This is a genomic window from Allobosea sp. GW821-FHT10B12 (genome assembly GCF_059415545.1).
Genome location: NZ_JBWKNL010000002.1, coordinates 356,948 through 377,211, shown reverse-complemented (window position 1 = coordinate 377,211; position 20,264 = coordinate 356,948). Strand labels below are relative to the sequence as shown.

Below are 20,264 nucleotides of genomic sequence, written 5' to 3'. Positions count from 1 at the left end.
GCCTTCCAATCAATTTGAATGCTTACAGACGAACAGAAGAAGAAAATTCGCATCCGGCTCCGAGACGACTTCGCTTTTTGGGCCGAAAAATGCGCGAAGGTCAAAGATAAAGACAAAGACGAAGTAGTTCCCTTCAGGCTCAATCACGTTCAGCGGCGGCTCCTTGCCCTGATGAACGAACAAATGCGGCTGACCGGTCGCGTTCGCATCGTCATCCTGAAGGCTCGTCAGCAAGGCGCATCGACGTTCGCCTCCGCCTATTTCTATTTCCGGCTTTCGCAATCGAAGCTGAAGAAGGGGATGGTCGTCGCTCATCACGCGACGCCGACGAACGCTCTCTTCGACATGTATAAGCGGTTCCACGACCATATGCCGGTCGAGCCGTTCAACATGAAGCCGCAGACGGCCAACCGGTCCCGGCGCGAACTGACCTTCGCCAAGCTCGATTCCGCGATCTCAGTCGCGACCGCTGGCGGTGAGGAAATCGGTCGCGGCGAAACCCTCGCCTTCGCCCATCTCTCCGAGGTTGCTTTCTGGAAACCTGCCGATAAGGCGTCCGCGAATTTCGCGGCGCTCATGCAGGCCGTTCCGGATGCCGATGGTACCGTGGTTCTTGCGGAAAGCACGGCCAACGGCAAATCCGGCAAGTTCTATGAGCTTTGGAACAGCGCATGCGACACCCCGGCCGACCTTCTCAAGCCGGGCGCATCGCCGTGGTTGAAGTTCTTCAGCCCATGGTTTGACACGCCTGAATATGCCGAACCTGTCGGCTCCGACGAGTTCGAACTCACGATCGACGAGCAACTTCTTCGGAAGGAGTTTCCCTTCCTGACGGACGAGCAACTGTGCTGGCGTCGCTCGAAGACCAACGAAATCGGTTCCCGCAAATTCAAGGTCGAATATCCCGCATCCCCCGATGATGCGTTCGATGAGACTGGCAGCCCTGCCTTCGATCCCAAGGCGATCGGGCGGATGGAAGAGCGCGCTCGCGATATCCACCCTATCCACCACATGGGCATCGATGACAGCGGCAAGCTCGTCGAGGTGCCCAACGGCCTATTGCGGGTTTATCGCGAGTACGATCCCGGTGAGGTCTACACGATCGGCGCGGACGTCGCGCTTGGCGATCCGAACTCACAGGATCGAGCCGACTTCTCGGCAGCATGCGTCCTCGACAGCCAACAGCGGCAGGTCGCGTCCTTCCAAGCGAAAATCATCCCGGAGGACTTTGGCGATTTTCTCGACAAGGTAGGCCGCTACTACAACAATGCCCTGATCGCGACCGAGATCAACAACATCGGCTCGCACACGGCGCGGCAGCTTTTGGCCCGTCGCTATCCCAACATTTACACGGATATCGACGAAAAGACGCTTCAGCCGAAGCACACGCTCTATCCGGGTTTCCGCACCACGCCGAAATCGAAGGAGAGCGCGATCAACGATCTCGCCACAGCCATCGCCCGCGATCAGATCGAGGTGAACTGCCGGGCGACGATCACAGAACTGAAGTCCTACATCGTGGACAACGGGAAGTATAAGGCCGCACCCGGAAAGCACGACGACCTAGTGATGGCGCTCGCCATTGCAAACAAGGTTCTTCAGCGTCGCGCACCTCTGATTCCGAACACAGAACGCTTTTGCTTTGACCCCATCGGATAACCCCTTGGGCTAAATATACTGCATATTCTCTTCTCATTCAAAATTGATGGTCAGCAATATCGATCCTAAGCGTGCCAAAGAGGTCGCTGAACTTACAGACAAGAAGATCAAGGCTTCGGGCGGACATTACGCCAAGGGATCGCCGCTCGCGACCACGCGTCGGAACGTCCTCGATCACTATAACGGCGAGCGCCCTGTTCAGCAGGGCGGCGGCTCGCCGTTCCGCGACACGACCGTTCGCGAAAAGATCGTCGAGCTACGCGGCTTCATCATGGATTGCGTCAACGCGACGCCCGAACTCGTCAAATTCCTCCCGCAGGGGCCGGAAGACGAGCGAATTTGCCAGATCGCGACAAAATATTGCTCCTATGTCTTCAACCGGCAGCACGATCCGGACCTTGTCCTCTACACCGTCATTGAGGACTCGCTGACGGCGTCTGCCGGCATCGTGAAGGTCTTTTGGGAGACCAAATTTAAGGTCAAGCGCTTCGATTTCAGCGAGGTTGACGAGTTCACGATCGAAGGCTGGAAAGCCGACGACGATATCCTCTCCTTCGAGATCGACGACGAGAGCCCGCCGAACGGCCTCTATTCCGGCAGCGGTAAGAAGCGCGTCAAGGTCAGTTCCCGCCCCCGGATCGAGAACATCGCCCCGGAAGAGTTCGGCGTCGAGAGTGAGGCCCGCGACCTTGAGAATGCCTTCCACTTTCACCGCGTCCTGAAGTCCCGCAGCCAGATCGCGGCGATGGGCTATGACGTCCGGAAGCTGCGTGATGTCTCCCCGGACGGTCGCGACGACCTAGACAATATCGACTCGCTCTCTCGCAAGGCGAAGTCCAACGATCTCGGCTTGAGCGATGTCAATCGCGAGAGCGACCCGATCTATTGGTTCCACGAGGCCTATTATCCTTGGAGCGAGGAAGACGGCGAATCGATCCTCTACAAGGTGGTTCGCGTCGGCGACGTGACCTTGGATATTGAAGAGGTCGATCGCTCCCCCTTCATCATCTTCAAGCCGTTCCCCATCCCGCATGAGTTTTGGGGGCACAATTTCGGCTCGTGGCTGATCCAGTTCCAGAACGCGAAGACCGTGATGATGCGGTCGAATATCGACTACAGCGCGCGCGTATCGAACACGCCGATCGCCGTCGTTCAAGGGACCGTTCCAAACCCCAGCGAACTGCTAGACAACCGCCCCGGCCGCATTGTGAATGTCACCCGGCCGGATGCGATTTTCCCACTGCTGCCGCCGCAACCCAATCAGTTCACGATCCCGATCTTGGACTTGCTTCAGCGTGGCGCAGAGCGCGTCAGCGGCATCTCAGAGCTTTCACAGGGCCTGAACCCGGACACCATCTCGAAGCAGAATTCGGCCGCGCTCGTCGCTCAGCAGGTCGATCTTTCGCAGACGCGTTGCCGCGAGATCGTCCGGCGCTTCGGTCAGTTCCTGAAGGAGCTTTGGATCGAGCTTTATCGGCAGGTCATCGAGAACGAGACGGATCGTCAGAAGATTTTCGAGGTTGCTGGCGATTGGGTTGAGCTTGGCGACTGGTCTAGCTGGAATGAGAATCGGGACGCGGAAGCGGCCCTGACGCTCTCCCCCGGCGATTCCCGCGCTCAGGCTGCGAATGTCATTCAGTTGCTGACCATTGCCGGTCAGGACCCTGATCTCGGCCGCATGCTCACGGCTGAAAACAAGTTCGAAGCTGCCCGTGAGATCGCGGACGGCTACGGCCTGTCGGCTCTCTTCCCGCGCCTCTTCACGCATCCGTCGAAGCTGCCTGAGCAGGGTCCGGACCCGGTCGCGATGAAGCGGATCGAAAACGAGATCAAGCAGACCGACGCCATCGTGATGTCGGCAGAAACGAACGCGATGAAGGTCGATCGCGAGACGCAGATCAAGGCGAAGAACGCCGAGACAGCCGCGAAGCTGGCAGACGCCAATATCGAGGCCAAGCGCGACGATCTCGATCGCAAGGCGGGCGAAACCGCCAGCCGCATCGATCTGGCTCACCGCGAGTTCGAAGTCGCCAAGAACGCGCCGCCCGAAAATATCAAGCCGATCATTTCCCCCGATATCTAATCAGAGGTTCACCGATGCCCCGTCAGCCATGGGATAAAAAGCTCCGCACCACGAAGAAAATCGACCTCGATCCTGCCGTCTCGAAGGCGACGGTGAAGGCTGCTGACAAGGCTGCCAAGGCCCCGGCGAAGCCCAAGACTGCCGCCAAGCCAAAGGCCCCCGCGATCGATATCTCTGCTCCGAAGAAGGGCAAGAAGGGCGAGGTTGGTCACGGCCTGATGATCCTGTTCGCCCCGTCAGCCATCGCCCCGAAGAAGGGCAAGGCGAAGAAGTAAAGGGGGCGCACCGATGAACTTCCTCGACTACCTCATCAATGGGACGCGCCAGCGCAAGGAACAGCGCGAGCCGGAGGCCTATATCCCGCCCGGCATGCCGATCGACGTAGCCACCTCGCGCTCGCCGACGATGACGCCCAATCTCGTTCAGGACTACAATCTCCCGCCGCTCCCCCCGGAGTTGACGCGTCGTCCCATGGCTCCGCAGATGACTATGGGCGGCATGGGGCAACCTTGGGCCGGTCAGACGGCTCCGAACGGCATCAGCCCCAGCCCCGCCCCGAACTTCGTCGGCGAAGGCACAAGCGCGCCTTGGATGGGAAGTTTCCCCTCACAGAACGCCGGTTCGGCAGAGGCTTCGCCGAGCGGCGGGCGTCAGTCACCGGGCGCACCGTCAACCACTGGAAGCACGGGCAGTGCTTTGCCTTGGGAGCCCTATAGGGTTGAGGACGAGAATGGCCGTCCCTTCCAAGCCATCGGCACCCGCGCGTCCGGAACCGGCGATCGTTCGCAGGTGGCATGGGATGCCCCCGGCATGGGCTTCCTGAAGTTCATGGCTGGCCTAGACTCGCCGCGCCCGGCAGCTTCCGCCCCGGCTTCGGTCAGCAGCCTTCAGGGTCCAATGCCGGACGGGAAGTCGCTCGATCAGGTTGCCGGTCAACCGGCCGCGACGCCCCCCTCGCTGATCGACAACTTCGGAAACACGCCGCTCGGCAGCTTGTTCAAGGCTTGGGGCATTGGCCTCTAAATAGACCAATGAATCCAGACAGAAAGATCATGCTCGGCCTCGCGGCCGGGCGGCTCCTTGAGAATGAAGACTTCCGGCTCGTTTGGGACCAACTCGAAGCCGATTTGCAGGCCGAGTTTATGGCGACGCCGTTCAGCGATCAGAACGCTGTCAATATTCTGATGGCGAAGAAAGAGGGCCTGAAGAAGGCTCTCGACAAGATCAAGTGGCACAAAGGCCAGATGGACTATGTGATCGCCCTACGCGACCGCGACAGTCCCGGAAATGAATCCAGCACCGAATAAGACGGCCCAATCACAACCGACCGTCAAAATCAATTTCTATTCTAAATAAAGGATTAAATGACTACGCATTCTGACACAGAGGCGAACGCTATTGAGACAGAGACCTCGGAATCCGATTTCGAGGCCTCCATTCTGAAGGATTGGGGCGCACAAGGGCTACCCGATAACAATCCCGAAGATGATGAAGCTGAAGATGTAGAGGACGACTCCGAGGGCGCACAAGGGCTACCTGACGACGAGGACGAAGCTTCCGACGCAACCGATGATGTAGACGAGTCCGAAGAGGAAGCTGCCGAGGCCACGGTTGCCGATCCGAAGGCTGTCCACAAAATCAAAATCGGAGACGAAGAGATTTCTATGACTGTTGAGGAGATGGCCAAAGAGGTCAGCCTCCGCATCAACAATAACAAGAAGTCGATCGAACTCTCCGATGCGCGCAAAGAGCTTGATGATCGCCGTGATCTCTTCAATGGGCTGGCGAAAACCATGCTCGAAAGCGCGTACGAGCGACACGACAGGTTCGAGAAAGCCGATTGGCGCAAACTCGCCAAGGAGCTTAGCGAGGAAGAGTTCGAAGCTTTTAGCGGTGCCGCCGCTGCCGCCAAGCGTGATTTCGAATATCTCCGACAGGGATATCTCGAAGAGCGCGCGCGACAGCAGGAAGACGCGAACAAGCTGAAGGCGCAGCGGATGGAGAACACCATCCGGGAGCTTCAGGACCCTGTGAAGGGAATTGGGCTCAATGAGAAGATCGTCGCCGAACTGAACAAGTTCGCCAACGAGCATCTTCCGCCAGAAACGATTCCGGAAATGCTCGAACCCGGCCATTGGAAGCTGACCTATTGGGCAATGCTCTATTTGAAGGGCAAGAACGCAAAGGTCGAAATGAAGACCCCAAAGGGCAAGAAGTTCGTCAAGACTTCGACAAATGTCGAGACGACACGCAAGGCCATCTCCGGGAATTCGCAATCCGATGCCGCCAAGCGCCTGAAGAACTCAGGCTCTGGAAAGGACTTTGTCGATTCGATCTTGAGCGATTGGGACAGCTACGCAAAGCGTGGGTGAGCCCGCTTTAGTTTCATTATCTATTTGAGGTTACTATATTATGGCTGCTACTACTTTTTACGATCAGACCGCCGCGAAGGAGGATTTCTCCAAAAAGATGGCGCTTCTGAACACCAAGGACACGCCTTTCCAGACTCTGATCGGGAAGGACAAGACCGACAACATGACGCACAACTGGACCGAGGATGCCCTCGACGACGCGTCGGTTGTTCCGCAGATCGACGGTGCTGATGCTTCGTTCGCGACGCAGGCCGCGCCGACCGTCCGCCTGAACTACACGCAGATTTTTGCTCGCTATTGGAAGCTGTCGGGCCGCGCTCTCGCGACCGATTTCCATGGCCGCAAGCTCGCTGCACACCTGCTGATGAAGAACACCAAGGGCATTAAGCGTGACCTTGAGAAGGTTCTGACTCAGTCGGGTCAGGACAAGGTTCTCGGCAACAACTCGACTGGTTCCCAGATGGCCGGCGCTCAGGCGCTGATCGACTCGGGGAACATCGTCTACACGGGCGTCACCTCGACCGTTCCGAACATCCTCAGCGAGGCCAATCTCCAGACGGCCCAGCTTAAGCTTCGCGCTGCTGGCATGCCGGGCACGAAGCTGTTCGTCGCTCCCGAGGATGCTCTCGCGATTGCGGGCTGGCTCACCGCGACCGGTCGTACCCGCGACTTCGGCACCGGCTCGAAGCTGGTCAACGAGGTCGACGTCGTGGTGAACAACCTCGGCAAGGTCGAAGTCATCCTGTCGGATTGGATGAAGGCCGGCGACTCGCTCCTGATCGATCCGGACAATTGGGCTCTCGTTGAGATGCGCCCCTTCGCTCCGGGCGAACTGGCTCCGACCGGCGACAACAAGCCGTGGATGCTGATCGGCGAGTACACGCTCCGCCACGATTCGACGAAGGCTTCGGCCCTCATCCGTCGCGGCAACGCCCCGTAATAGGGTCGAAACAAACCGGAGGGGGCGAAAGCCCCCTCTTTACCTCTCACCCCTTACCCGATGTCCAAACTCATTCAGCCGACAACGACCGTCCACGATATCGACGGCAAAAAGATCATTCAGGTCGATCAGCACATCCCGGATGATCAGAAGAACAAATGGCGCGATATGCGCGACGAATCGATGTCCAAGCCCATGGGCGAGACCCATTCCATCGCGAAAATTCCGTGGGGCGCGTACCTCATCCTTCAAGCTCGCGGCTTCAAGACCGGCGAGATGGATGCCCGCGAGTTCCTGAAGCTCTTGAAGGCCGAAGGGCTCGAAGACTTCATCACCACGAAGCGGACCATCTGACATGGCGCATCGCATTCTGAAGCTCGTCGAAGGCGAGTACGTCGAGATCGAGGTCGTGACAGGCGACTATGAAGCCCGCATTTACGAGCTTGCGGCTGATGGCTCGATCTATCGCGCCGAGCCGCACCATGCCCTTCCGGCTGCCGCAACTCCGGCCCCGGTTGTTGTAGAAGCCCCGGCTCAGATCACGGTTTCCAAGGCCCCTGCGAAGAAGTCGAAGAAGCCCGTCTGACGGCCTAACGGCATAAATAACCGTGTCATGCCGGTCACTTATGCTCAAATTAAACAAGACTTCACCCGCGAATTGGGGCGAGGCGACGCCAAGCCGTCCGACATCGTGCGATGGCTCGACAATTCAATCCGCGAGGCGCAGCGGGAGCTTCGCACGCCCGGTTCTGAAAGCGTCTCCGAATATACGGTCGGCGACACGCCTTTCACCTCGATCTCTGTCCCCGGCGATCTGCTCGGCCTCATCACGATCAGCGTGAACGGCAATGTCCTTCAGCAGGCGGAGCTTTCGAAGGTCCGCCGCTTGTCGCGGACAACGGGATGCCCAGCGTTCTTTGCCAAGGTAGGTCCGACCTATGTCATTGGCCCTCGCCCGGTTCAGGGCGACGAGATCGAGATCGTCTACCACTCGAACTTCGCGGCTCTCTCGGCAGACACGGACACGAATTGGCTCATTGATATCGCCCCCGAAGCGATCATTGCCGGCGCGATGGTGCACGCGAGCATCTACTATCGTGATGCACAGGGCGAAGCGACCTATCGCAATCAGTTCGCGAATGCCCTTGCAGCGCTGAATGCACAGGCAGCCGCTGACGCCCTGACCAACGCCGTGATCTCCCCAGCCTATGAAACCAATTTCGGGGACGATTGATGGCAAATTCGTCCTTTTACGGTCAGAACAACACTCCTAATCACCTGCTTCTCAGTCAGGATATCCTCGACGATGTCTCGGCCATGCGCGATCAGGTCGAAGCCGATCGCGCCGAAGTCGCCTCGACGAAAATCCTGATCGACATCTCGGAAGCTGCCGTTCTGGCGGCTCGTGCAGACACCTTGGCATTTCGCGATGCCGCTCAGGCTTCTGCAACAGCGGCACAGGCAGCCGAAATCAGCACGATCGACCATGAGGAGTTCACCGCGACCCTCGCGGCTTGGGCTCTCGATCGGAAGAACGCGGCCGAAGCGGCTGCGGCGACAGCGGTAGCGGCCCGTGACACAAGCACTCTCAAAGCCAACGAGGCCGCAGACAGCGCCGAAGAGGCTCAGATCGCAGCGCTTGAAACTCAGGCAGCGGCGGCAATCATTCAGTCCGCCAACCTCAGCGACTATCTGCGCTTTGACACTGGCGGCGTTGTCACGGCCGATGTCGTTTTTCAGGGCAACACCACGACCATCAACTCGACGACCCTGACGCTCGCCGACCCGATCATGACGCTCGGCAGCAATTCGACGAGCGTGAACGACGGCAAAGATCGCGGCATTGAATTCCGCTATGGGACCGGCAGCGCGATCAAGACCGGCTTCTTCGGCTACGACTCGTCGGCTGGCCAGTTCAATCTCATTGCCGACGCGACTAACACGAACGAGGTTTTCACAGGCGCGCAGGCCACGCTCGCGGCCGATCTCAACGGCAACGCGGCAACCGCCTCCAAGCTTGCCACCACGCGCACTATCAGCCTGACGGGCGATGTCACCGGCTCGATAGGCTTCGACGGTTCGGCCGATATCTCGATCACAGCCACGGCAGCAGGCAAGGCCAACTTAGCCTCGCCGGCTCTGACCGGAACGCCGACTGCACCCACGGCCACGGCCGGCACGAACACCACGCAGATCGCGACCACTGCCTTCGTCACGACGGCGGTCAGCCCGAAGGCCAATTCTGCCAGCCCGAGTTTCACCGGGAACGTCGCCCATACAGGCGGCTTCTTCTCTTTTGGCACGAGCGCCACGCTTGCGGCTGCCGGAACCACGCAGGGCACCGCGACGGCGATCACCAACATGACTTCGATCGTGACAAGCGGAACGGGTGGCCTTGTCTTTCCTTCGGGCCTGCCGGCCGGGACGGATTTGAAGGTCATCAACGAGAGCGGCAGCACGATCAATGTCTATCCGCACAGCGGTGGCTCGTTCCGAGGCCTCGCGACGAACGCACCCTTCCCATTGGGTGACGGCGCGGGCCTGACCTTTACGAGCGGCGCTTCGTCGAAATGGTACCCGCTCACGGGCGTCTACGCATGACGAACGACGCCGAAACCAAGGCTCTTACACGCCTCGAAGTGCAGGTTGAGCATCTGGCGAAGGAGTTCGCGAGCTTCCGGCACCTCATGCTCAATCAATCATCCCCGATCGATCTCCGGGTTGAGCGCCACGAGCAGCAAACCAAGGAGCAGTTCGCAGAGATCAAGGATTCGCTGAAGGGCCTGCACACGAAGTTGGAAGCCGGATCGAAGCCAAATTACGGCCCGATCATCGCCGGGATCGCTCTCGCTTGGTCAATCTCGTCGGCGATCGGCGGCTTCTTCATCAACAGCCAGAACGCGACCATCGCCCGGATCGAACGGGATATCATCACGCTTCAGGAGTCGAAGGCTTCGTCCGTCGAAGTGAATCGCCGTCTCGACGCCTTGGAGAAGCGCCCGCTTCGCCCATGAAAGACGCCTTCCTTCGGCTAGAGACGATCGCCGATCTGCATGATGCCGTCTTCCTCGCGATGAGCGGCGTCAATGTCTGCTTCGAGCCGGTCGAAGGTTCCCTTGGGGGGCCGGTTTGCACATTCTCGCCATCTGCCCGGTTTCACTGGAAGCTGCCGGTTCGCGATGATCCGGCCGCAGTTGCTGAATGCCTGCGCTTTTTCCTGACTGAATTGCCGACGCGAGCCCCGCCGCTACGAGCCGCGCTCGCGGTCTCGTTTGAATGCTACGGCTCCGCCCGTCCTGAAGCCGTGAACACGGCCTTGAACGGCATCGCGAATCTGATCGGGATGCGTCCGCAAACGACGATCTCGGAAACTGACATCGTCACAATTATGGAATGGATCGCGACCATCGCCCCCGGCAAGATTGCCGTTCAGGTTCCCTATTCCTCGGAGTGGTGGGCTCGCCTGATGACCGGCCGAAGCTCCCATCCGTCGCCCTTCATCCTCGATCCCCCGGAGCGCATTCAGCGAATCTTCGTGTCGCGCTATGGGCCTCCGAGCCCGGCCGATGTGCTGCTCGCCCAGCCCTTCGCCCTGCCGCCGCTCTTCGTCAACGATCCGGCCGCGAAGAAGCTCGTGCCGTTCTTCAAGGGTGTTTCGACCGATGGTCGCGTGGCTCTGCCCAATCACGGGCTTTGCGAGCGCTCCGCCTTCACGAAGACCTATGCGCTCGACAAGAACCTGTGGAAGGGCCTCCGGAAGGCCGGGGCCGAAGCCTTCGAGCGCACCCTGAACGACCCGCCCACAGGAATCTCGCCGATTTGGGCGGAGCAGCTTCGTCGGCATCGCCCTTGCGCGATCGAGAACGCGGCAGGCGTCGAGACTCGTGTCTTCGACGCCCATTGCCACTTCGGAGCCTATCGAGCCGCCCTAGATGGCAAGGCCCGGTTCCTGACGCCGAAATGGGCGAGCCTTCTGCCGATCGTGGATGTCAGTGACGCGGACGAATTGATCTCGGCTTGGCCCTTCAATCCGCTGATGCGATTCGTCAGTCCGGGCTCTGAATGAAAAAAGGACGCCCGAAGGCGTCCCGTTCAATCGTCATCTCCCAATTCGGGGAGGTTGCTCCAATCAATCTCCGGCTCGTCCTCATCGATGTAGACGAGATAATGCTCGCTAAGCTCGCGAATGACGACGCAGAGCTTCTTGATCTTTCCGATATCGGCCTTGGGAACGCTGGTATAACGCATGAAATATTCTCTTCTCGAAATGGCGTCGCAATATGACGCTCAACTTCGATATCGAATCGCGTTTCGAAATGTCGATATCTTTCTGAAGGGGCATTCCGGGCCTTTTCGCGCGGACCTCGCAAAAATTTTTTGCCGTGATTAGAGCCGGCAAAACCCTTATCTTATCATCAGGTTAGACAGGATTTGACGGCTGCCGGCAAACCCGATCGCACATGACGATATGGTAGATGCCGGCGGCGCGCAGGTCGCTGTTGGTCTCTTCGCTGATCAGCCCACGCTTGCCGGTGACGAGGGCAGCCGCCATCGCCCCCGCCTGCCCGCCGCCGCTGCTCGCGATGCGCTCGGTCAGCGCGTTGCGGGCCTGGTCGATCGCGACCGCCAAGGCGAGCCGGCGCGGCATCGGAACCGGTGCAGGTGCGAGCGAGATCTTGCCGGCGATGTTCCCGACCGCGCCGATGCCCTGGAAGAACGCGTCCCGGGCAAAATCATAGCCGCCGGGACGCGCCGGCCCGGGCGGCGGCAACAGGCGCGCCGTCGCGCTGATATGATCGCCAGGCTTCAGCGTCGTCACTGGCGTGGTGACACGCACCCGCCGCGGCCGCTGCGCGGGCTCGACACCCGGCAGGTCCGTGACCTGAACGACGATGCGCACGCCCTTCTCGCGCTGCTCCAGCATCTCGACGAAGCCGGTGAGCTTGCCGACATGGTTGCGAGCAAGTGCAGGCGCCGCCATGCCTGCCGTTCTGAAGGTCGCAGTCGCGAAGCCGGCAAAGGCAGCGGCAGCCGCGATGCAGACAGCCATGACGGCACGGCGCTGGCGTGTCAGCAGCGCGGCGAGCCCGCACAGCACCACCCCGGCCAGGGGCGCGGCCAGTCCCGGCTCGCGATCGGCCAGGAAATAGAGCAGCACGCCGGCACCCATGCAGACCGGCAGCCAGTTGAACAGGCGGCGGCGCTCGGCCTCGGTTTCGAAGGCCCGGCGGACGCGACCGCCCCAATCATGCAGCGAAAGCGATGCGGGCCAAGGGACACCGGCGACGCGCCGCAAGCGCGCCGGCAAGGCCAGCTCACCGGCTCGCACCCTGCTACGGCGCTCTTCTGGCCCGTAGGAGAGCATTCGTCCCCCCGTCGCAGCCGCGCGGCGATCACGCCCCCTCCCCGTCGGGGGCACTTAACGGCAGCCGGCAAGGCATGTTACAGCGGCGGCGCCGGATGTCAGCCCCGGCCGAGGCCCGTATCGAAGTCGCCCTCGTCTTTTGCTTACCCGTTCCGCCGGAGCCTCCCTTCATGAGTGACACGGTCGTCACGCGCTTCGCGCCGTCGCCCACCGGATTCCTGCACATCGGCGGTGCCCGCACCGCACTGTTCAACTGGCTCTATGCCCGCCGCCATGGCGGCAAGATGCTGCTGCGCATCGAGGACACCGACCGCGAACGCTCGACCGACGGCGCGATCGCCGCGATCCTCGACGGCCTCGCCTGGCTCGGCCTCGATTGGGACGGGCAGACCGTCTACCAGTTCCAGCGCGCCGCCCGCCATCGCGAGGTCGCCGAGCAGATGCTGGCCGCCGGCAAGGCGTATTACTGCTATGCGACGCCGCAGGAGCTCGAGGAGATGCGCGAGAAGGCGCGCGCCGAGGGCAAGCCGCTGCGCTATGACGGGCGCTGGCGCGACCGCGATCCGGCGACCGCGCCGGAGGGCGTAAAGCCGGTGATCCGCCTCAAGGCCGAGCAGACCGGCGAGACCGTGGTCGAGGACGAGGTCCAGGGCCGCGTCACCTGGCAGAACGAGAACCTCGACGACCTGGTGCTGCTGCGCTCCGACGGCAACCCGACCTATATGCTCGCCGTCGTGGTCGACGATCACGACATGGGCGTCACCCACGTCATCCGCGGCGACGACCATCTGACCAATGCCGCGCGGCAGACGCAGATCTACCAGGCGCTCGGCTGGAAGGTTCCCAGCATGTCGCACATCCCGCTGATCCACGGCGCGGATGGCGCCAAGCTGTCGAAGCGGCACGGCGCGCTCGGCGTCGATGCCTATCGCTCGATGGGCTATCTGCCGATCGCGCTGCGCAACTATCTGCTGCGCCTCGGCTGGAGCCATGGCGACCAGGAGATCTTCTCGCCGCAGGAGATGATCTCGCTGTTCAACCTCTCCTCGATCGGCCGCTCGCCAGCCCGCTTCGACTACGCCAAGCTTGAGAACCTCAACGGCCTCTATATGCGCCAGTCGGAGGATCACGAATTGATGACCGCGCTGAAGGCGATCTGGTCGGAAATCGGCCCGCCGCGTGGCATCGGCACGCAGCCGACCCCGGAGCTGGAAGCCAAGCTGATGGCGGCCATGCCGGGCCTGAAGGAGCGCGCCAAGACGCTGATCGAGCTGATCGACAGCGCCTCCTATCTCTATGCCCAGCGGCCGCTTGCGCTCGAGCCGAAAGCCGCCGCTTTGCTCGACGATGCAGCCCGGCAGCGCATGCCGAAGCTGGCGCAGAAGCTCTCGGCCGTCGCCGACTGGGCGCCGCCGCCACTGGAGAGCGCGATCCGCGACTTCGCCGAGGAGAGCGGCGTCAAGCTCGGCCAGGTAGCGCAGCCTTTGCGCGCGGCGCTGACCGGCAAGACCACCTCGCCGGGCCTGTTCGACGTGATGGCGGTGCTCGGCCGCGACGAGGTGCTGGCGCGCCTCGCCGATGCCGCATGATTGCCCCCAGAAAGGCTAATGGCCGCTCGGTTGAACCCCTCGCCGAATTGGTCTAGCAACGCGCTGCGGACCGGCGGCTCCCGCTGCCGGTCCGGCACAAAAAATGCTTCAAAATCAGTCCGATGAACTCTTCCCGCTTGCCCGCCCCGACATTCCCGTCATGGAGCCGTCATCGTGGGACGTTCGGATGATGCCGGAACGCGATGAGCAGCCGGCGCCTCCGTCCGACCGGGAACATGACTGAAGAACGAGCCTGAAAGGATCGGATCCATGAGCGGAATTTCCAGCCAGTTGGCTGTCGAGGGCAAAACCGTCGACATGCCGGTCAAAGCGGGTTCGATCGGGCCGTCGGTCATCGATATTGGCAAGCTCTACGCCCAGACCGGGATGTTCACCTACGATCCCGGCTTCACCTCGACCGCGAGCTGCGAGTCGCAGATCACCTATATCGATGGCGACGAGGGCGTACTGCTCTATCGCGGTTACCCGATCGAGCAGCTCGCCGAGCACGGCGACTTCCTTGAGACCTGCTATCTGCTGCTTTACGGCGAACTGCCGACCGCAGCACAGAAGGCGGATTTCGACTATCGCGTCACGCGCCACACCATGGTGCACGAGCAGATGGCCCGCTTCTTCCAGGGCTTCCGCCGCGACGCGCACCCGATGGCGGTCCTGGTCGCCTCGGTCGGCGCCATGTCGGCGTTCTATCACGACTCGACCGACATCTCCGATCCGCAGCAGCGCATGATCGCCTCGATGCGGATGATCGCGAAGATGCCGACGCTGGCAGCGATGGCCTACAAGTACACGATCGGCCAGCCTTTCGTGTATCCGCTCAACTCGCTGGACTACACCTCGAACTTCCTGCGCATGTGCTTTGCCGTGCCGGCCGAGGACTACAAGGTCAATCCTGTGCTGTCGCGCGCGCTCGACCGGATCTTCATCCTGCACGCCGACCACGAGCAGAACGCCTCGACCTCGACGGTCCGCCTCGCCGGCTCCTCCGGCGCCAATCCCTTCGCCTGCATCGCGGCCGGCGTCGCCTGCCTGTGGGGCCCGGCGCATGGCGGCGCCAATGAAGCGGCGCTGAAGATGCTCGAGGAGATCGGCAGCGTCGACAACATCCCGAAATACATCGCCAAGGCCAAGGACAAGAACGATCCGTTCCGCCTGATGGGCTTCGGCCACCGGGTCTACAAGAACTACGATCCGCGCGCCAAGATCATGCAGAAGACCACGCATGAGGTCCTGGCTGAGCTCGGCATCAAGGATGATCCGCTGCTCGACGTCGCCATGGAGCTCGAGCGCATCGCCCTGCACGACGAGTACTTCATCGAGAAGAAGCTCTATCCGAACATCGACTTCTATTCGGGCATCACCCTGAAGGCGATGGGCTTCCCGACCTCGATGTTCACGGCCCTGTTCGCGCTGGCGCGCAGCATCGGCTGGATCGCGCAGTGGAAGGAGATGATCGAGGATCCGTCCCAGCGCATCGGCCGTCCGCGCCAGCTCTACACCGGCGCTCCGAAGCGCGACTACACCCCGATCGGCCGCCGCTGAGAAGCCAAGGCTGAGACAAGCGAGGCCGCGACGGAACCCCGTCGCGGCCTTTATTGTTTCATGCGATTGATGCATCAAACGCAAGTGACGGTTGCACTTGGCGCGCTACAGTCGCCGACCATTTTGAAAGGTTCATCGCTCATGTCGAATGCAGAAGGTCTCAGCCGCCGCGGCTTCCTCGTCGGCGCCTCCGCCCTGCCCTTCGCCGGCGCTGCCGGCTCGGTGTCCGCCCAGGCGCAGTTCCCGACGCGGCCGATCTCGCTGATCGTACCCTTCGCAGCCGGCGGCTCGACCGACATCGTCGCGCGTCTCGTCGGCCAGAAGATGGGCGAATTGCTCGGCCAGTCGATCGTGATCGACAACCGCGCCGGCGCCGGCGGCAATATCGGCTCGACCGCGGTCGCCCGGGCCACGCCCGACGGCTACACCCTGCTGCTCGGCACCATCTCGACCCATGCGCTCAATCCGGCGATCCTGAAGACCGTGACCTTCGACGCGGTCAAGGACTTCACGCCGATCTCGCTGCTCGCCGTGGTGCCGAACGTGATGGTCGTGCATCCGAGCTTCCCGGCCAAGACCGTGCCGGAGGTGCTGAAGCTGCTGAAGGACAATCCCGGCAAGTATTCCTACGCCTCATCTGGCGTCGGCACACCGCTGCATCTCTCCGGCGAGCTGTTCAAATCGCTCGGCGGCGTCAGCATGAACCATGTGCCCTATCGCGGCGCCGGTCCGGCGCTGAACGACGTCGTCTCCGGCGCGGTGCCGATCATGTTCGACAACCTGCCCTCCTCGGCCCAGTTCATCCGCAGCGGGCAGTTGCGTGCCATCGGCGTCACCACCAAGGAGCGCGTCTCCTCCTTCCCCGACCTGCCGACCATCGCCGAAGGCGGGCTCGCCGGCTACGAGACTTATACTTGGAATGCGCTGTTCGGACCCGCCAACATGCCGCGCCCGGTGGTCGACAAGATCAACAGTGCCGCCAACGAGTCGCTCAAGGACGCCAATGTGAAGCAGCGCCTGGAGGATGTCAGCGCGGTGATCGTCGGCTCGACGCCGGAGGCGCTCGGCGAGCACGTCAAGGCCGAGCTGGCAAAATGGGGCCCGATCGCCAAGGCCTCGGGCGCCGTCGTCGAGTAAGCGGCCGCTAGAGCCGGATCCGATCAGATTGACTTAATCTGATCGGTGAATCCGTCCCTAACTTTATGATAGAGAACGCTTTTCCGATCAGCTTGCGATGCAAGCTGATCGGAATGTGCTCTAGCCGCCTGTCGGCTCCCGAACCAGGGCGAGCGCCGCGCTGACGGCGTTCGCCGCCGGGCTTGGCCCGGCACTTCGCATATTCTGCTCGACACTTGCGAAGCCGTCGAGCTGGCGCTGGCGTGCCGGGCCTTCGGCAATCGCGGCGAGGAGTGCCTCGGACAGGGCCTGCGGCGAGGCTTCGTCCTGGATGAACTCAGGCACCACGCTTTCGCCGATGATCAGGTTGGGCAGGATCACGCTCGGCAGCTTGATCAGGCGCCGCGCCAGCACGGCCTCCCAGCCCGCGCCACGATAGGCCGCGACCGTCGGCACCTGCGACAGCGCCAGTTCGAGCGTCACCGTGCCCGAGGCCGCAAGCGCCGCTCGCGCTCCACGAAAAGCGGTCAGCTTTGCTTGTTCGCCCGCCACGATCTCCGGCTTGACGCGCCAGCCAGCGGCAAGCTCCGTGATCATCTCGACCAGGCGCGGTACGGCCGGAAGGACAAAGCGGGCCTGCGGCAGCCGGTCTGCCACCAGGGCCACGGCCTCGCCGAAGGGCGGCATCAGATGCCGAATCTCGGAACGGCGACTACCGGGGAGGATCAGAACGGTGGGCGCCTCGGCATCGTCGCGACGCAGCGCTTCGTCCGGCCCCGGCCGATAGGCATCCAGGCGCTCGATCAAGGGATGGCCGACATAGACGGTCTCCGGCCCGCCGAGCCGCTCCAGCGCCGCCGGCTCGAACGGCAGCAGCGCCAGGATGCGGTCGACATGCGGTTTCATCCGCCGCGCTCGTCCTTGTCGCCAGGCCCAGACGCTCGGGCAGACCCAATGCGCGACCGGGATCGAGGGCGCGAGCCGTCTCACCTTCTTCGCGACGCGCAGGCTGAAATCAGGTGCGTCGATGGTGAGCAGGAGATCGGGCTTGAATGCCTCTGCGGCCCGCGCGGCGTCCGACATGCGGCGCAAAAGCAGCGGCAGGCGTGCCACCACAGGGCCGAAGCCCATCACGGCAATGTCCTCCTGCGGGAAGACACTGTGCAGCCCTTCCGCGATCAGGGACTCGCCGCCGACACCCGACAGCTCGAGTCGCCGACCGCCCAGCACCTCGCGCAGCCGCGCCACGAAGCGCGCGCCGAGCGCATCTCCCGAAGCCTCGCCTGCAACGATGAAGAGCCTGAACGGGCGTGTCACGCCACGCCCTCGATGAACAGGCCCGAGGCATCGGCGAGGGTCGCGAGCCGCTCGCGGTCGCCGATCAGCACGCTGCCGGCCTTGACCGCGATGCCGGCGAGACCGGCGGCCGCCACGCGCGCCACCGTGTCCGGGCCGATCGCCGGCATGTCGACCCGCAGATCCTGTCCAAGCTTGGGCGCCTTGATCAGCACGCCGTCACCCTTGCCGGGCTTGAGGCGCCCCGCCTGGACGAGGCCGGCGACACGCTCGATCATCGCGTCCGTGCCTTCCGCTGCTTCGATCGCAACGACGCGGTGATCGGCGATGATCGCCGCCTGCCCGATGTCGAAGGGCGAGAGCGCCGCGAGCAGGTTGAAGCCGGTCGCGATCGCCTCGCGCGCGACGGCAGATGGCTTGTGGCGTCCAAGTGCGCCATTTGGTGCGACGAGATCGGGGGCGATATCGGCCGGGCCTAGAACACGCAGCCCCTGGCCCTCGAAGAAGCTGACGACGCCGCGCAGCAGATGGTCGTCGCCGCCCTGAAAGGCGCGGGCAAAATGCGGCAGGTATTTCAGGGTCGACAGTTCCGGCGCCAGCGAGCCGAAGCTGGGCCGCGGCAAGGCGCCGACCATGACGATCTCGTCGATCTCGCGGCGCTTGATCTCATCGAGGAAACGCCCGAGCTGACCAAGGCGGTATTCCCTAGCGTCATAGGCCGTATAGTCGGCCGGATCGCCCGCGCCGGCAAGCACGGCGACATAGACGCTGGCGCCCTGCGCCGTGGCCGCGCTGGCGACCCGCAACGGATAGTCGCCGCGGCCGGCCAGGACGGCGACGCGCCGTCCCTGCGACCGCCCTGCAGCGTCGGCCGCCTTTGCGCTCACCGTTCGGGCGCGTTCACGTCACGCGGCACCGAAATGCCCCGATCGCCGCCGGCGCGGATGAAATCGAGGATTTCGTGGATCAGCGGATGCTCGGCGAACTCGGTGGCAACGTCTTCGACCCGCTCCGAGAGCGTGCCTTCGTCGGCGAACAGCAGGCGATAGGCCCGGCGCAATTCGTGGATCTGCTCGCGCGAGAAACCGCGCCGCCTGAGACCGACGAGATTGAGCCCGGCGAGGTGAGCGGGGTTGTCACGGACCATCCCGAACGGGATGACGTCGAGCAGAACACCGGAGCCGCCGCCGATGAAAGCGTGATCACCGATCCGGACGAACTGCTGCAGCCCGGTCCCGCCGCTGACGATGACGAAATCGCCGACGGTGACGTGGCCGGCACACATCACATTGTTCGAGAAGATGACGTTGTTGCCGATCACGCTGTCATGACCGACATGCGAATTGGCCAGGAACAGGCCGCGATCACCGACGACGGTCTTCATGCCGCCGCCTTCGGTACCCGGATTCATCGTCACGCCTTCGCGGATCACGCAATCGGCGCCGATCGCCAGCGTCGACGGCTCGCCCTTGTACTTCAGATCCTGCGGCGGGTGGCCGATCGAGGCGAAGGGATAGATCTTGGTGCGAGGGCCGATCGTCGTGCGGCCGGCGACGACGACATGGCTGATCAGCTCGACGCCGTCGTCAAGGGTGACATCGGGACCAACCGTGCAGAACGGGCCGATCTTGACGCCCGCTCCCAGCTTGGCAGCCGGGTCGACAATCGCCATCGGATGGATCGAAGTGTTCATGGCAGAATCCTGCGTCTGGCCGGGAACGGGAGCATGCATCGTGGCTGCCCGTTCAGACGACCATGGCCGAGAGCTCGGCCTCGGCGACGAGCACGCCGTCGACCCTGGCTTCGCCGCGGTAGAACCAGATGTTGCGCTTATGCGCCAGCTTGGTGAGATGAAAGCGCAGCGTATCGCCCGGAATGACGGGCTTGCGGAACTTCGCCTTGTCGATCGTCGTGAACAGCACGGTGGTGACCGCAAGATCGTCACTGCCACGCGCGCTGACCACAAGCACGCCCGCGGTCTGCGCCATCGCCTCGATCATCAGCACGCCTGGGAACACCGGACGGCCGGGAAAGTGGCCGGTGAACTGCGGCTCGTTGAAGGTGACGTTCTTGATGCCGACGCCGGAGCTGTCTCCGTCGATCTCGACGACCTTGTCGACCAGCAGGAACGGGTAGCGATGCGGGATGCAGGCCATGATCTTCTGGATATCGGCCACGCCGAGCGCTTTGGTCGCATCCGTCATCGTGTCTGGTCTCCTCGAACGCCCTGCGCCCGGCGCCGGCGCGCGTCACCTATATTGCAAGCTGCTTTTGCCGGAAGTCG

Annotated in this window: 22 protein-coding genes; 16 read left to right on the top strand and 6 right to left on the bottom strand. The window is 62.4% G+C overall.

What is annotated here, in order from left to right:
- Positions 1-18 precede the first annotated feature (18 nt).
- From AC07O0_RS07020 to AC07O0_RS06960, 13 genes are read left to right on the top strand one after another with little or no spacing between them, the layout of a single operon-like run.
- Positions 19-1,659 (top strand): terminase large subunit, encoded by a 1,641-nt coding sequence (locus AC07O0_RS07020; protein WP_494621338.1) that lies wholly within the window; start codon positions 19-21, stop codon positions 1,657-1,659.
- Between the two features lie 46 nt (positions 1,660-1,705).
- A complete protein-coding gene (locus tag AC07O0_RS07015) occupies positions 1,706-3,742 on the top strand; it encodes a portal protein (RefSeq protein WP_494621336.1) in 2,037 nt (678 codons plus the stop codon).
- A 14-nt stretch (positions 3,743-3,756) separates the two neighbouring features.
- Positions 3,757-4,017: a hypothetical protein gene (locus AC07O0_RS07010; RefSeq protein WP_494621334.1), complete on the top strand. Its 261-nt coding sequence runs from the start codon at positions 3,757-3,759 to the stop codon at positions 4,015-4,017.
- Positions 4,018-4,030: 13 nt separating this feature from the next.
- The gene (locus tag AC07O0_RS07005) at positions 4,031-4,765 is read left to right on the top strand and encodes a hypothetical protein (protein WP_494621332.1); all 735 of its coding nucleotides are present in this window, start codon (positions 4,031-4,033) and stop codon (positions 4,763-4,765) included.
- Between the two features lie 29 nt (positions 4,766-4,794).
- Positions 4,795-5,049, top strand: a complete 255-nt coding sequence (locus AC07O0_RS07000) for a hypothetical protein (protein ID WP_494621330.1) — start codon at positions 4,795-4,797, stop codon at positions 5,047-5,049.
- A gap of 57 nt (positions 5,050-5,106) precedes the next feature.
- Entirely contained in the window at positions 5,107-6,114 is a 1,008-nt protein-coding gene (locus AC07O0_RS06995; RefSeq protein ID WP_494621328.1) for a hypothetical protein, read from the top strand.
- Between the two features lie 40 nt (positions 6,115-6,154).
- Positions 6,155-7,054: an SU10 major capsid protein gene (locus AC07O0_RS06990; RefSeq protein ID WP_494621326.1), complete on the top strand. Its 900-nt coding sequence runs from the start codon at positions 6,155-6,157 to the stop codon at positions 7,052-7,054.
- 60 nt (positions 7,055-7,114) lie between these two features.
- Entirely contained in the window at positions 7,115-7,408 is a 294-nt protein-coding gene (locus tag AC07O0_RS06985) for a hypothetical protein (RefSeq protein WP_494621324.1), read from the top strand.
- Position 7,409: 1 nt separating this feature from the next.
- Entirely contained in the window at positions 7,410-7,640 is a 231-nt protein-coding gene (locus AC07O0_RS06980) for a hypothetical protein (protein ID WP_494621322.1), read from the top strand.
- 27 nt (positions 7,641-7,667) lie between these two features.
- Positions 7,668-8,288, top strand: a complete 621-nt coding sequence (locus AC07O0_RS06975; protein ID WP_494621320.1) for a phage adaptor protein — start codon at positions 7,668-7,670, stop codon at positions 8,286-8,288.
- On the top strand, positions 8,288-9,655 hold the full coding sequence (locus AC07O0_RS06970; protein ID WP_494621318.1) for a hypothetical protein: 1,368 nt from the start codon (positions 8,288-8,290) through the stop codon (positions 9,653-9,655). The genes AC07O0_RS06975 and AC07O0_RS06970 overlap by 1 nt, the downstream gene beginning before the upstream one ends.
- Positions 9,652-10,068: a hypothetical protein gene (locus tag AC07O0_RS06965; RefSeq protein ID WP_494621316.1), complete on the top strand. Its 417-nt coding sequence runs from the start codon at positions 9,652-9,654 to the stop codon at positions 10,066-10,068. The genes AC07O0_RS06970 and AC07O0_RS06965 overlap by 4 nt, the downstream gene beginning before the upstream one ends.
- Entirely contained in the window at positions 10,065-11,120 is a 1,056-nt protein-coding gene (locus tag AC07O0_RS06960) for a hypothetical protein (RefSeq protein WP_494621314.1), read from the top strand. The genes AC07O0_RS06965 and AC07O0_RS06960 overlap by 4 nt, the downstream gene beginning before the upstream one ends.
- A gap of 26 nt (positions 11,121-11,146) precedes the next feature.
- On the opposite strand, the gene AC07O0_RS06955 is transcribed toward AC07O0_RS06960, so the two are convergent.
- Together AC07O0_RS06955 and AC07O0_RS06950 are read right to left on the bottom strand one after the other, a co-directional pair.
- The gene (locus tag AC07O0_RS06955; RefSeq protein ID WP_494621312.1) at positions 11,147-11,302 is read right to left on the bottom strand and encodes a hypothetical protein; all 156 of its coding nucleotides are present in this window, start codon (positions 11,300-11,302) and stop codon (positions 11,147-11,149) included.
- 172 nt (positions 11,303-11,474) lie between these two features.
- Positions 11,475-12,362, bottom strand: coding sequence for a DUF4131 domain-containing protein (locus AC07O0_RS06950; protein WP_494621310.1), 888 nt, complete (start codon positions 12,360-12,362; stop codon positions 11,475-11,477).
- Positions 12,363-12,589: 227 nt separating this feature from the next.
- Here AC07O0_RS06950 and gltX point away from each other — a divergent pair, with 227 nt between their 5' ends.
- The 3 genes from gltX (at position 12,590) to AC07O0_RS06935 (ending at position 16,705) form a co-directional block, all read left to right on the top strand.
- A complete protein-coding gene (gene gltX / locus AC07O0_RS06945; protein ID WP_494621308.1) occupies positions 12,590-14,008 on the top strand; it encodes a glutamate--tRNA ligase in 1,419 nt (472 codons plus the stop codon).
- A gap of 270 nt (positions 14,009-14,278) precedes the next feature.
- Entirely contained in the window at positions 14,279-15,568 is a 1,290-nt protein-coding gene (gene gltA / locus AC07O0_RS06940; RefSeq protein WP_454027626.1) for a citrate synthase, read from the top strand.
- Positions 15,569-15,709: 141 nt separating this feature from the next.
- The gene (locus AC07O0_RS06935) at positions 15,710-16,705 is read left to right on the top strand and encodes a Bug family tripartite tricarboxylate transporter substrate binding protein (RefSeq protein ID WP_494621305.1); all 996 of its coding nucleotides are present in this window, start codon (positions 15,710-15,712) and stop codon (positions 16,703-16,705) included.
- 120 nt (positions 16,706-16,825) lie between these two features.
- Here AC07O0_RS06935 and lpxB read toward each other — a convergent pair whose 3' ends face one another.
- Genes lpxB through fabZ form a run of 4 tightly spaced genes read right to left on the bottom strand, consistent with a single transcriptional unit; the run spans position 16,826 to position 20,184 of the window.
- Positions 16,826-18,001, bottom strand: coding sequence for a lipid-A-disaccharide synthase (gene lpxB, locus AC07O0_RS06930; protein ID WP_494621303.1), 1,176 nt, complete (start codon positions 17,999-18,001; stop codon positions 16,826-16,828).
- Positions 17,998-18,867, bottom strand: a complete 870-nt coding sequence (locus tag AC07O0_RS06925; protein ID WP_494621301.1) for an LpxI family protein — start codon at positions 18,865-18,867, stop codon at positions 17,998-18,000. The genes lpxB and AC07O0_RS06925 overlap by 4 nt, the downstream gene beginning before the upstream one ends.
- Positions 18,864-19,673 (bottom strand): acyl-ACP--UDP-N-acetylglucosamine O-acyltransferase, encoded by an 810-nt coding sequence (gene lpxA / locus AC07O0_RS06920; protein WP_494621299.1) that lies wholly within the window; start codon positions 19,671-19,673, stop codon positions 18,864-18,866. Before lpxA ends, AC07O0_RS06925 begins: the two co-directional genes overlap by 4 nt.
- 52 nt (positions 19,674-19,725) lie before the next feature.
- A complete protein-coding gene (gene fabZ / locus AC07O0_RS06915; protein WP_454027631.1) occupies positions 19,726-20,184 on the bottom strand; it encodes a 3-hydroxyacyl-ACP dehydratase FabZ in 459 nt (152 codons plus the stop codon).
- Positions 20,185-20,264: the final 80 nt, after the last annotated feature.

Excerpts from the sequence above, each read along its gene's own strand:
- gltX (WP_494621308.1), top strand. The coding sequence starts at position 12,590 with ATGAGTGACACGGTCGTCACGCGCTTCGCGCCGTCGCCCACCGGATTC.
- AC07O0_RS06975 (WP_494621320.1), top strand. The coding sequence starts at position 7,668 with ATGCCGGTCACTTATGCTCAAATTAAACAAGACTTCACCCGCGAATTG.
- gltA (WP_454027626.1), top strand. The coding sequence starts at position 14,279 with ATGAGCGGAATTTCCAGCCAGTTGGCTGTCGAGGGCAAAACCGTCGAC.
- lpxA (WP_494621299.1), bottom strand. The coding sequence starts at position 19,673 with ATGAACACTTCGATCCATCCGATGGCGATTGTCGACCCGGCTGCCAAG.
- AC07O0_RS06965 (WP_494621316.1), top strand. The coding sequence starts at position 9,652 with ATGACGAACGACGCCGAAACCAAGGCTCTTACACGCCTCGAAGTGCAG.
- AC07O0_RS06935 (WP_494621305.1), top strand. The coding sequence starts at position 15,710 with ATGTCGAATGCAGAAGGTCTCAGCCGCCGCGGCTTCCTCGTCGGCGCC.
- fabZ (WP_454027631.1), bottom strand. The coding sequence starts at position 20,184 with ATGACGGATGCGACCAAAGCGCTCGGCGTGGCCGATATCCAGAAGATC.
- AC07O0_RS07015 (WP_494621336.1), top strand. The coding sequence starts at position 1,706 with ATGGTCAGCAATATCGATCCTAAGCGTGCCAAAGAGGTCGCTGAACTT.
- AC07O0_RS06955 (WP_494621312.1), bottom strand. The coding sequence starts at position 11,302 with ATGCGTTATACCAGCGTTCCCAAGGCCGATATCGGAAAGATCAAGAAG.
- AC07O0_RS06980 (WP_494621322.1), top strand. The coding sequence starts at position 7,410 with ATGGCGCATCGCATTCTGAAGCTCGTCGAAGGCGAGTACGTCGAGATC.
- AC07O0_RS07005 (WP_494621332.1), top strand. The coding sequence starts at position 4,031 with ATGAACTTCCTCGACTACCTCATCAATGGGACGCGCCAGCGCAAGGAA.
- AC07O0_RS07010 (WP_494621334.1), top strand. The coding sequence starts at position 3,757 with ATGCCCCGTCAGCCATGGGATAAAAAGCTCCGCACCACGAAGAAAATC.
- AC07O0_RS06960 (WP_494621314.1), top strand. The coding sequence starts at position 10,065 with ATGAAAGACGCCTTCCTTCGGCTAGAGACGATCGCCGATCTGCATGAT.
- AC07O0_RS06995 (WP_494621328.1), top strand. The coding sequence starts at position 5,107 with ATGACTACGCATTCTGACACAGAGGCGAACGCTATTGAGACAGAGACC.
- AC07O0_RS07020 (WP_494621338.1), top strand. The coding sequence starts at position 19 with ATGCTTACAGACGAACAGAAGAAGAAAATTCGCATCCGGCTCCGAGAC.
- AC07O0_RS07000 (WP_494621330.1), top strand. The coding sequence starts at position 4,795 with ATGCTCGGCCTCGCGGCCGGGCGGCTCCTTGAGAATGAAGACTTCCGG.
- AC07O0_RS06990 (WP_494621326.1), top strand. The coding sequence starts at position 6,155 with ATGGCTGCTACTACTTTTTACGATCAGACCGCCGCGAAGGAGGATTTC.
- AC07O0_RS06970 (WP_494621318.1), top strand. The coding sequence starts at position 8,288 with ATGGCAAATTCGTCCTTTTACGGTCAGAACAACACTCCTAATCACCTG.
- AC07O0_RS06985 (WP_494621324.1), top strand. The coding sequence starts at position 7,115 with ATGTCCAAACTCATTCAGCCGACAACGACCGTCCACGATATCGACGGC.